Source organism: Acidaminococcus sp. CAG:542, from assembly GCF_000437815.1.
In the GTDB taxonomy this organism is placed as follows: domain Bacteria; phylum Bacillota; class Negativicutes; order Acidaminococcales; family Acidaminococcaceae; genus Acidaminococcus.
Genome location: NZ_FR902112.1, coordinates 39656 through 47213, shown reverse-complemented (window position 1 = coordinate 47213; position 7558 = coordinate 39656). Strand labels below are relative to the sequence as shown.

Below are 7558 nucleotides of genomic sequence, written 5' to 3'. Positions count from 1 at the left end.
GGCTGCTGCTCATGACCAACGACGGGGAGCTGGCCCAGCATCTTACCCATCCCAGCCACCATGTGGACAAGACCTACGAAGTGGAAGTCCACGGCCGGGTGCCGGAAGAAAAACTGGACGTGCTCCGGCTGGGGGTGCCCCTGGAAGACGGGCTCACTTCTCCTGCGGTGGTATATGTGAAGGAATGGAATCCGGACAAAAACCTGACCCGGTTCACAGTGACCATCCATGAGGGACGGAACCGGCAGGGCCGGCGGNNCCATGAGGGACGGAACCGGCAGGTCCGGCGGATGTGCGACTTCATTGGATTCCCGGTGAAATCCCTGAAACGGATCCAGGTGGGAGACCTGACCCTGGAGGGGATGAAAAAAGGAGAGTTCCGGGAACTGACTCCCGAAGAAGTAGCCTCCCTGGAAGGACAGGATAACAAATGAAGCGGGTTGTGATTGTGGGAGCCGGAGCAGCCGGGATCCTGGCGGCCATCAAGGCGGCGGAAAACGGAGCCCGGGTGCTGCTCCTGGAAAAAATGGCCATGCCCGGCCGGAAACTGATGATCACGGGCAAGGGACGGTGCAACATCACCAACGCCTGTGACATGAGGGACATGATCCCCATGCTGCCGGGAAACGGAAAATTTTTATTTGGGGCTTTTCATACCTTCACCAATCGGGATATAATGGAGCTGTTGGAAGAAAACGGACTGCCGGTGAAGGTGGAACGGGGAGGCCGGGTGTTTCCCCAGAGCGACCGGGCCCTGGATGTGGTGGAAACCCTGGAGAAGATCCTCCGGAAAAAGAAGGTGGAACTGCGGACCAACACCCGGGTCCGGGAACTGGTACTGGAACAGGGACGGGTCACAGGGGTGGTCTGCGGGGACGGCAAGATGATCCCTGCGGATGCGGTGGTTCTGACCACCGGCGGGGCTTCCTATCCCCGGACCGGTTCCACCGGGGACGGGTATGCCCTGGCCCGGGAAGCCGGGCACACCATTGGGCCTCCCCGGCCGGCCCTGGTGCCCCTGGAAAGCGACGACCCGGAGATCCGGTCCCTCCAGGGCCTGAGCCTGCGGAACGTGCGGGCCACCCTGCTGAAGGGAAACAAGGTGCTGGGCCAGGAATTCGGGGAAATGCTCTTCACCCATTTCGGGGTCAGCGGGCCCATTGTGCTGACCCTGTCCCGGGCGGCTTCCACCGCCTGGAAGAAGGATCCCCAGGCTCTCCTGGACCTGTCCATCGACCTGAAGCCGGCCCTTGCTCCGGAACAGCTGGACGCCCGGGTCCAGCGGGATTTTGCCAAATACAGCCGGAAGCAGCTGAAAAGCGGACTCCATGATCTGCTGCCCCAGAGCCTGATCCCGGTGATCATCGACGCCGCCTGCCTGAAACCGGAGCAGGAAGTGAACCAGATCACCCGGAAGGAGCGGCAGCGTCTGGTGGAGACCCTGAAAAACTTCATGGTGCCCCTGACCGGCACCCGTCCCCTGGCGGAAGCCATTGTCACCGCCGGGGGCGTAAGCACCAAAGAAATCAATCCCTCCACCTTTGCCTCCAAAAAAGTGCCCAACCTATACTTTGCCGGAGAACTGATGGATGTGGATGGATATACCGGCGGCTACAACCTCCAGGCAGCCTTTTCGTCAGGCAGTGTGGCAGGGACTCACGCCGCTTTGGATGGAAAAGAGGAATCTGTGTGAAAAAAATCATCATTGCCATTGATGGCCCGGCGGGAGCCGGCAAAAGCACCATCGCCAAAAAGGTGGCGGCCCTTCTGGGCTATGCCTACATCGATACGGGAGCCATGTACCGGACGGTGACCCTGCGGTTTTTGGAAAGCGGGAAGCCTTTCAGCGACGAGACGGTCACTTCCATTGCGGACCAGATTGCCATTACCTTCCGGTACGCTGATGGAGTGAACCGGGTCTTTGCGGACGGGGAGGAAGTCACCGATGCCATCCGCAGCCTGGAAGTGTCCCGGAACGTGTCCAAAGTGGCAGCTGTAGGCGGGGTGCGCACAGCCATGGTGGCGGCCCAGCGGAAGATCGGCTGTGAGGGCGGCGTGGTCATGGACGGCCGGGACATCGGCACCGTGGTATTCCCTCAGGCCCAGCTGAAGGTGTTCCTGACCGCTTCCGTGGAGGAACGGGCCCGGCGCCGGTATCTGGAACTGAAGGAAAAGGGTACGGAGGTATCCCTGGAAGACCTGGAAAAACGGATCGCCCAGCGGGATGCCCTGGATGAAAACCGGGAGATTTCTCCCCTCCGGTGTGCGGAAGACGCCCGGTATCTGGATTCCACCCATCTTTCCATCGATCAGGTGACGGAACAGATTGCCGCCATGGCCAGAGAGGTGCTGTAACATGTGGTACCGCTTTGTCCAGCTGATTTTTTCCATCCTGTTCCGGATCATTTACCGGCTCCGGGTCATTGGCCGGGACAACATCCCCAAAGAGGGACCGGTAGTGATCGCCTGCAACCACGTAAGCCTGCTGGACCCGCCCATGGTGGGCACGGCCTCTTCCCGGCCGGTCCATTTCATGGCCAAAAGTGAGCTGTTCGTACCGGTGCTGGGAACCCTGTACAAAAGCCTGGGAGCCTTTCCGGTCCACCGGGGAGCAGGGGATGCCCATGCCATCCGGACAGCTCTTACCATCCTGAAGCACAAAGAGGTGCTGGGGATCTTCCCGGAAGGCCACCGGAGCCGGGACGGGAAACTGGGCAAAGCCCAGCCCGGGGCTCTGGCCATTGCCCTGAAGGGGAAGGCGGAAGTGGTGCCCACCTGCATCCTGGGCAGCGACCTGAAACGCCGGAAAAGCTTCTGGCCCAGGATCACCGTGGTGTTCGGCAAGCCCATGAAGCTGGAAAACGAACAGGGAAACAAACTGAAAGTGGAGGAGCTGAGCGAAGAGCTGATGAAGGAAATCCAGGCTCTTATGGACGCGCACAGCGATAATTGACGGATGAAAATCTATGTTGCAGACCCCTGCGGATTCTGTTATGGAGTAAAAAGAGCAATACACGTTGCAGAACTGCAAGCAAAAGGGTATAATGATAGTATTGCCACTCTGGGTGAATTGGTTCATAATCCCCGTGTTGTCGAAAAACTGAAACAGCAAGGTGTAGAATGCAAGGAGAAGCTGGCGCAATTCGCGGCTGGCGATACAGTCATATTCCGATCCCACGGTGTGGGCCCTGCTCTTTATGAGGAGGCCCGCCAGCGGGAACTGAAAGTCATCGATGCCACTTGTCCTCATGTGCGGAAAGCACAGAAAACGGCTGCCGAACTGGCGGACGAAGGCCGTTTTGTCATCATTATTGGGGAGAAGCGTCATCCTGAGGTGCAAAGTATCAAGGCTTGGGCAGGCAGCGATTCTGTGATCATCGAAACACCCGATGATCTTGGATCTCTTCCTGAAAAAGATAAGTTTGGGGTAGTCAGTCAGACGACTTTTGAAGCTGAGAAGTTTAACCTTCTGCTTCGAATGGCTCAGGAGAAACGTCCGGGCGACTATAAAGTCGTGCGAACCATTTGCACTGCCACCGCAGAACGACAGGCTGCCGCACGGCAGCTGGCAGGGAAAACAGATGCTTTCTTCGTGTTTGGCGGCAAGAACAGTGCCAACACGAGACACCTGTGGGAACTGGCCAGGGAAATCAACCCCCGTTCCTATCTTTTGCAGGACGCCAGCGAGATCACTGGACCGATGCTGGCCGGAGCACAAAAAATTGGCATCACTGCTGGCGCATCGACGCCGCAGGAAATTATTGAGGAGGCTATTGGAACTATGGAAACGATGGAAAGTTTGTTGGGCGAACAGGAATGCATGAAATTGCACATTGGCATGATTGTGGAGGCTACCGTGGTAGAGGTGACCGATGATGAGGTCGTGGTAGACTTCGGGTATCAGAGTGAAGGTTCTGTGGCCTTCGACCAATGGACTTTGGGTGGGACCAAGGACACCGTAGCCCCCACTGTGAAACCGGGCGACAAAGTGACCCTGAAGGTTATTGCCAGCGAAAACCAGGATGGTCTGGTTGTTCTGAGCAAAATCAAGGCTGAAGCTGACCAGGCTTGGCTGAAACTGCCGGAAGAACTGGCTGACAAGAAGACTGTTCAGGTAAAAGGCCTGCGGGCTGTAAAAGGCGGCCTGACTGTTTCCTATGATGGACTGACTGGCTTCATCCCTGCTTCTCATCTGGATCTGAAGCATGTGGATGATGTGAAGGAATATGAAGGCAAAGACCTGGAAGTTTCCCTGCTGGAAATCAACCCGGAAAAGAAACGTCTGGTATTCTCCCGGAGAAACGTCCTGCGTGAAGAACGGGCTGCCAAGAACGCTGCCTATAAAGAAGAAAGAGCCAAACGGGAAGAAGAACGGAAAGAAGCCCTGGAAAAGGCTTTCCAGACCTTCCATGAAGGCGAAACTGTGGAAGGGACCATCAAGAGCATCGTTGATTTCGGTATGTTCGTGGAAATCGCTCCCATGGTCCAGGGCCTGGTGCACATCTCTGAAGTGTCCTGGGACCGCAGCGTGAAACCGGCTGACCTGTACAAAGTGGGCGAAAAGATCAATGTGTACATCAAAGGCCTGGATGAAGAAAAAGGCCGGATCAGCCTGTCCATCAAAGCTCTCCAGGAAGATCCCTGGGTGGCTGCTGCCAAGGAATTCCATGTGGGCGATGTAGTGACCGGTACTGTGGTACGGTTCCTGCCCTTCGGTGCCATTGTGAAACTGAACGACAAGAACGAAGGCATGATCCACATTTCCGAAATCGCTGAACAGCGGATTGAAAAACCGGAAGATGTTCTGGAAATCGGCCAGGAAGTGAAAGTGAAAGTCCTGCGTGTGGATACCGAACACAAGAAGATTGCCCTGAGCATCACCAAAGCCAAGGAAGATGCCGAAAAGGCTGAAATGCGTCAGTATCTGGGCAAGAAGAGCACTCTGTCCCAGGGCCTGGGTGAAAAACTGGCTGAAGCGGAAGCCGAAGCAGAAGCTCACAAATAAGCTGTCGGAATAAGCGGGGTTTATACAGATGAAAAGCCGGGAGAGCCGTAAAATCGATCACATCAAGTATGCCGTGCACCTTGAGGATGGTCCAAGGGCCACCGGCTTTTCTGATGTGCAGGTGATGCATCGCTGCCTGCCCCAGGTGGACCGGAGGAAAGTGGACCTTTCCACCAGCCTGCCCGGGGTGGGCATTCTGCCCCACCCTCTGGTGATCGACGCCATAACGGGAGGGGCGGAGAAAGTCACCCATCTGAACCGGAAACTGGCCCTGATCGCCCGGGAAACCGGGTGTCCCATGGCCGTAGGGTCTCAGTACGGAGCCGTCCGGTCCGGAGAGTATGCAGACACCTACAAAGTGGTCCGGGAGGAAAATCCCGACGGGGTGATCTTTGCCAACGTCAGTGCACTGGCCACTCCGGAGGAAGCCCGCCGGGCTGTGGACATGGTGGAAGCCCAGGCCCTGGAGATCCATCTCAACAGTGCCCAGGAATTGGCCATGGAAGAAGGGGACCGGGATTTTTCCCTCTGGCTGGAACAGATCGCCGCTATCTGTGAACAGTCGGAAGTCCCTGTAATCGTGAAGGAAACAGGCTGCGGTATGGAACGGGAAGACGCCAGACGGCTGCTGGACTGCGGGGTATCCATCCTGGATCCCGGCGGGGCCGGCGGCACCAATTTCCCGGCCATTGAATGCTGCCGCAACCGGGAAGGGAACAAAGAACTGATCGAGTGGGGCATTCCTTCGGCCCTGTCCCTTCTGGAAGTGGTGGAAGCCAAAGGCTGGCAAAAGGGCATTATCGCTTCGGGAGGCATCCGGACGGCCCTGGACGTGTTCAAGGCCCAGATGCTGGGAGCCAATGCTGTGGGGATGGCTGGAAATATCCTCCGTTTTGTCCGGAACGGCGGGGGACCCCAAAGAGCCATAGACTGGATCCGGCAGCTGCTGGAAGCTGTGAAAGATTTTTACACCCTCACCGGGTGTACCAGAGTGGAGGACCTGCGGCAGGTGCGGTATTATGTTACCGGGGACCTGGCCGCAGCGGTCCGCGCTCTTCCCTACGGGGAAAAATGAATTTAACTGAAAGAGGTTCTTTCCATGAGCAAACCCATAGTTGCCATTGTCGGCAGACCCAATGTCGGCAAATCAACACTATTTAACATATTTGCCGACAGCCGGATCTCCATTGTGGAAGATACCCCCGGTGTGACCCGGGACCGTCTCTATGCTGACGCGGAATGGCTGGACCGGAAATTCACCATGGTGGATACCGGGGGCATTGAAATGCAGAATACTGATTCCATTGCGGTTTCCATCCGCCAGCAGGCGGAAATTGCCGTGCGGGAAGCGGATGTGATCCTGTTTGTGTGTGATGCCCGGACGGGGATTACCAACGACGATATGGAAGTGGCCAAAATGCTCCGCCAGTCCAAAAAACCGGTGGTGCTGGCCGTGAATAAGGCAGATACTCCCAAACAGGAGGCAGAAGCCTACGAATTCTACAACCTGGGCATCGGGGAACCCTACCTGATTTCCGCCTCCAACCGGCTGAATCTGGGGGACCTGCTGGATGCCGTGGTGGAGAAATTCCCTCCGGAATCCGACGATGACGAGGACAATGAAGACGTGATCAAGGTGGCCATCATCGGCCGGCCCAATGTGGGCAAATCCTCCATCTTCAACGATATTATCGGCCAGACCCGTTCCATTGTCAGCGACGTGGCGGGCACCACCCGGGACGCCATCGACGTGCCGGTGGAAAAAGACGGCCAGACTTACCTGTTCATCGATACTGCCGGCATGCGCCGGAAAGGGAAAATCGACGAACCCATCGAAAAATACAGCATCATCCGGACTCTCCGGGCTGTGGACCGGAGCGACGTGGTGCTCCTGGTACTCAACGCCGAGGAAGGAATTACGGAACAGGACAAGAAAATCGCCGGCTATGCCCATGAGGCAGGGAAGGGCATCGTAATCGTGGTGAACAAATGGGATCTGTATCCCAACAAGACGGTGATGTCCACGGAAGAATTCACCAAGAACATCCGCCACGAACTGATCTTCATGCCCTACGCCAATGTGGTGTACGTATCCGCTCTGACCCAGCAGCGGATCAGCCGGCTGCCGGAAATGATCAAGGATGCGGCGGAAGCCAACGCCATGCGGATTTCCACCAGCGTGCTGAACCAGGTGGTCACCGATGCGGTGGCCATGAACCAGCCGCCTATGGAAAAAGGCAAACGGCTGAAGATCCTCTACACCACTCAGGTGAAGGTAAAACCGCCCACTTTCGTGATTTTCTGCAACGAACCGGAGATCATGCACTTCTCCTACCAGCGGTATCTGGAAAATCAGCTGCGGGAAGCCTTCGGGTTCAAGGGCACGCCCATCAACATCATCGTCCGGGGCAAGAACGAGGACGAGGCATAAGGACGGTTGATGATTATGGATTACTTTCTCAGTGCACTGATCGGGTATCTCCTGGGGTCCATTTCCTGCGGGCTGCTGCTGGTGAAGCTGGTATGCGGCATCGATATCCGGGATTATGGCAG

At 56.8% G+C, this 7558-nt stretch carries 7 protein-coding genes; all 7 read left to right on the top strand.

Annotated elements, in window-relative coordinates; all coding sequences use genetic code 11:
• The first annotated feature begins 11 nt into the window (after positions 1-11).
• The 7 genes from QVO43_RS09835 to der are packed head-to-tail and all read left to right on the top strand — an operon-like array spanning position 12 to position 7436.
• Positions 12-434, top strand: a complete 423-nt coding sequence (locus QVO43_RS09835; protein ID WP_022488342.1) for an rRNA pseudouridine synthase — start codon at positions 12-14, stop codon at positions 432-434.
• Positions 431-1693, top strand: a complete 1263-nt coding sequence (locus QVO43_RS09830; protein WP_022488341.1) for an NAD(P)/FAD-dependent oxidoreductase — start codon at positions 431-433, stop codon at positions 1691-1693. Before QVO43_RS09835 ends, QVO43_RS09830 begins: the two co-directional genes overlap by 4 nt.
• Positions 1690-2355 (top strand): (d)CMP kinase, encoded by a 666-nt coding sequence (gene cmk / locus QVO43_RS09825; protein ID WP_022488340.1) that lies wholly within the window; start codon positions 1690-1692, stop codon positions 2353-2355. The genes QVO43_RS09830 and cmk overlap by 4 nt, the downstream gene beginning before the upstream one ends.
• A gap of 1 nt (position 2356) precedes the next feature.
• Positions 2357-2953, top strand: a complete 597-nt coding sequence (locus QVO43_RS09820; RefSeq protein WP_022488339.1) for a lysophospholipid acyltransferase family protein — start codon at positions 2357-2359, stop codon at positions 2951-2953.
• 3 nt (positions 2954-2956) lie between these two features.
• Positions 2957-5005: a bifunctional 4-hydroxy-3-methylbut-2-enyl diphosphate reductase/30S ribosomal protein S1 gene (locus tag QVO43_RS09815; protein ID WP_022488338.1), complete on the top strand. Its 2049-nt coding sequence runs from the start codon at positions 2957-2959 to the stop codon at positions 5003-5005.
• 28 nt (positions 5006-5033) lie between these two features.
• Positions 5034-6080: a type 2 isopentenyl-diphosphate Delta-isomerase gene (gene fni / locus QVO43_RS09810; protein ID WP_022488337.1), complete on the top strand. Its 1047-nt coding sequence runs from the start codon at positions 5034-5036 to the stop codon at positions 6078-6080.
• 24 nt (positions 6081-6104) lie between these two features.
• The gene (gene der, locus QVO43_RS09805) at positions 6105-7436 is read left to right on the top strand and encodes a ribosome biogenesis GTPase Der (protein WP_022488336.1); all 1332 of its coding nucleotides are present in this window, start codon (positions 6105-6107) and stop codon (positions 7434-7436) included.
• Positions 7437-7558: the final 122 nt, after the last annotated feature.

Coding starts and splice junctions, on each gene's coding strand:
- fni (WP_022488337.1), top strand. CDS start 5,034: ATGAAAAGCCGGGAGAGCCGTAAAATCGATCACATCAAGTATGCCGTG.
- der (WP_022488336.1), top strand. CDS start 6,105: ATGAGCAAACCCATAGTTGCCATTGTCGGCAGACCCAATGTCGGCAAA.
- QVO43_RS09815 (WP_022488338.1), top strand. CDS start 2,957: ATGAAAATCTATGTTGCAGACCCCTGCGGATTCTGTTATGGAGTAAAA.
- QVO43_RS09820 (WP_022488339.1), top strand. CDS start 2,357: ATGTGGTACCGCTTTGTCCAGCTGATTTTTTCCATCCTGTTCCGGATC.
- QVO43_RS09830 (WP_022488341.1), top strand. CDS start 431: ATGAAGCGGGTTGTGATTGTGGGAGCCGGAGCAGCCGGGATCCTGGCG.